Annotated in this window: 2 protein-coding genes; one reads left to right on the forward strand and one right to left on the reverse strand. The window is 68.9% G+C overall.

Annotated features, from left to right (window positions below; genetic code table 11):
• The coding region (locus JHC79_RS17705; RefSeq protein WP_296393239.1) for an AAA family ATPase at nucleotides 1–2,684 on the forward strand (2,684 nt) is incomplete at its 5' end.
• Nucleotides 2,685–2,698: 14 nt separating this feature from the next.
• Here the strand turns inward: JHC79_RS17705 and JHC79_RS17710 are convergent.
• The gene (locus JHC79_RS17710) at nucleotides 2,699–3,328 is read right to left on the reverse strand and encodes a pyridoxamine 5'-phosphate oxidase family protein (protein ID WP_296393242.1); all 630 of its coding nucleotides are present in this window, start codon (nucleotides 3,326–3,328) and stop codon (nucleotides 2,699–2,701) included.
• Nucleotides 3,329–3,379 lie beyond the last annotated feature (51 nt).

Raw genomic sequence — 3,379 nt, forward strand, 5'->3', positions numbered from 1 at the left:
CCGGCTCTGCGGTGCCACCGCCGACCATCGACATCGGCGACGACTTCGTGGGTCGCGGAGCCGAACTGGTGGCCATCACCGAGGCGATCGGTCGTGCCGACCGGGGACGCGGTCAGTTCGTCGTCATCGCCGGGGAGGCCGGTAGCGGCAAGACCACGTTCGTACTCGAGGTGATGAAGCGCGCCCGTTCGGCCGGGGCGCATGTCCTGTTCGGCCGGTGCAGCGACGAGGCCGTCGTGCCCTTCGAACCGTTGGTCGAGGCCGTCGGCCGGGAACTGGATGCCCTGGACACCTCCGAGGCACGTGAATGGTTGCGCAGCAACGGCACCGATATCCTGCGCCTGGTCCCCAACGCGGTGCGGCGCTTCGGCGAGATGGCACCCGCGCGGCCCGAGGTCGACGAGCGCGCGGTCATCATGACCGCGGTTCTCGACTGGCTGACATCGTCGGTCAGGTCGGGGCCGACGATCCTGGTGATCGATGACCTGCACTGGGCGTCGGCCGCCACTCTGGCGGTCATCCGCTATCTGATCCACGCATCCGAGCAGAGCCGACTGTGTGTGGTCGCGACGGTGCGCGACGAGTACGCCGACGGGGCGGACATCCGCGCGACGCTGTCGGCGCCGACCCGGTCGAGCGGGGTGCAGCGTCTGCATCTGGGCGGGTTCAGCCTCGCCGAGATCGGTGCCCTGGTCGATGCCGCGGACACCGCCCTCGACCCGACCACACTCTACGAACGCACGGACGGACTCCCGTTGTTCGTGGCCTCACTGATCGGCTCGTACCAGCCCGGTTCCGGCGTCACGCTCCCGTCGTCGGTGGCCGAGTCGGTTGCCCAACGCGAGCGGTTGTTGACTCCCGCGGCGCTCGGGCTGCTGCAACTGTGCGCAGTGATCGGGATGGTCTCGCAACGCCTCGTGTTGCGAACCGTCGCAGCAGATCTCGACGATGTCGCATTCGCGGACGCCCTTGACGAATTGGTGGGTAACCGATTGGCGACGGAGAACCCGACGGGTACGAAGATCCGGTTGCGCCACCCTCTGGTGCAGGAGGCGGTCTACGCGGGCATCACCGGACGACGACGCTCCGAGCTGCACACCCGGGTGGCGCGGACCTCTGAGCACCTCGGCGGTGCCACGGCCGCCGAGGACTACTCCCGGCTCGCCTACCACTTCAGCCGCGGTCTGGACTCCGAACGTCCGCGCGCAGCCGAGTTCTCCCGCAAGGCCGCCGACAGCGCGATGTCGATCGGTGCGTACGAGGACGCGGTGGTGTTCTACACGAGTGCGACCGAGCAGCTGGTCCCCCCTGGCGATTCCGCACAGCGGTGTCGCCTGCTCGTCGACCTCGGTCGCGCGCAGCGAAAAGCACGCGATCCGGCGTTCCGGGACACCCTGTTCGACGCGGTCACGATGGCCAAACGACTGGGCGACACCGAACTACAGGTGACCGCGACCCTCGCGAACGACCAGCCGGGCACCCTCTACGTGCACATCCACTCCGATCACGAGCGGATCGACACCCTCTACGATGCGCTCTACGTGCTCGAGGCCGACGGACACGGTGACGGATCGGCGTCCGCACGTCTGTTGGCGCAGTTGGCCATCGAACTCGTCTGGGTGGCGGACTCCCGTGTGCTGCGTGACCTCCTCACCCGATCGATCGGCGCAGCGCGCGCCTCCGGCGATCAGGATGCGCTCGTCGCCGCCCTGTCGGCGGTCCTGGTGGTGCTGCGGGTCCCGATGTGCGCCGGGATCCGTTCCGCCGCCTACACCGAGCTGATGACCGTGCTCGACGAGTCACCGACGCGGCGGGTCGACGCCCTGACGTCGACATGGGTCGCACGCAATCAGATCGAGTACGGGCATCTCGCGGCGGCCACCCGCACCAGGTCCGGTCTGACCCCGGCCCGGGTGTCGCGCGACCCGGAGCTGGCCTGGCTCGTGAGCAACCTCGATTTCTCGATCGATCTGGCCGCGGGGCGGCTCGCGCGGTGTGTGGCGAAATTCGATGCGCTACGCGATATCCCCGCCTCACCCGCCGTCACGTACACCTACGGCCGCCTGATGGGTCAGCTGTTCGCGCTGACCGCGTTGCGTGGCGACATGTCCGAGATCGTGGCCGCGGCCGACGGCATCGCCGAACGCTTCGACATCGTCGACACCTACCGCGCGTGTCTCGCGACCGCGCACGTCGACGTCGGGAACCTCGACGCCGCGGTCGAACTCGTCGACTGGTACGACCGCCGACGGATCGGTGAGATCCCGGTCAACAACATGTGGCTGTCCACCATCGCCACCATCGGACGGGTGGCCGCGCAGGTGGGCAACACCGCGGTCTGCGAGATCGCATACGACCTGCTCGCCGAGTACGCCGGCGAGATGGCGATCTCGTGGGCGTCGATCTACGGCGTCGTCGACCATCACCTGACCGAACTGGCTATCGCACTCGGCCGATACGACCGGGCCGCCGCCCATCTCGACGACGCGTTCGGTGAGCACGAGAGACGTGGCTTCATGGGGTGGTACGCCGAGACCGCCTATCTCGCAGCTCTTCTCGAGGCCAGACGGGACGGGCACCCGTCCGACGTGACCGTCGATCGCGCGAGGCGTCTGGCCGACGATGTCGGTGCCACTGCGGTGCGCCGACGAATCGACGCGTTGCGCCCCGCGGTCTCGTACTGATCCCTCGGCCGGTGTCAGTCGCGGGTCGTGAGGCCGCGCACCGACGCGGGGACCTCGCCGTCCGTCGCCCCGATGGGCTCGCCGTAGACGATCCGAGTGGGCACGACCCCGGTCCAGACGGGCTCGGCGGTCTCGCCGGGCGGCCCGCTGCGGGCCTTGGTGATCCACTGACCGTCCCGGATCTTCAACGCCAGGACCGCGGTGGCGGCGATCTCCTTGCCGGTGTGGGTGCGCACCTCGCCGGTTCGGCCCGGGATCAGCTTGTCCGACAACACGTCCAGTGCGTGTGAGGGGTCGACCTCGACCTCGTCGAGGGTGCCACTCACCACAGCCGAGCGGTAGTTGGCGGAGTGGTCGAACAGGGTGTCGGCGACGACGAGTCCGTCGAGGACGAAGGCGGTCAGCGTCACCGGTGCCCCGGTCGCCACGTGCCGCAGCGCACCTGCGCCGGTGGAGCCGTGGATGAGGATGCGGTCACCGTCGCGGGCGAAGAGCATCGGCACCGACCAGGGAAGTCCGTCGACGACCGTCGAGAGCGTGCCGACCTTCACCTCGTCGAGGATCTCGTCGAGCAGTGCCCGGTCGCCGCCGCGATCGGGTTTGCGGTGCAGTCGGCTCAACGCGTCGGTGGTCATGACGCCCATCCTTTACGACCGCCCACCCGAGTCGCCAGTCAGTTTCCGGTGGGGCCCGCC

It is taken from the genome of Williamsia sp., from assembly GCF_016462415.1.
Taxonomy (GTDB): Bacteria; Actinomycetota; Actinomycetes; order Mycobacteriales; family Mycobacteriaceae; genus Williamsia_A.

Bases quoted from the DNA above. Each gene is read 5' to 3' on its own strand.
- JHC79_RS17710 (WP_296393242.1), bottom strand. From the start codon at position 3,328: ATGGGCGTCATGACCACCGACGCGTTGAGCCGACTGCACCGCAAACCC.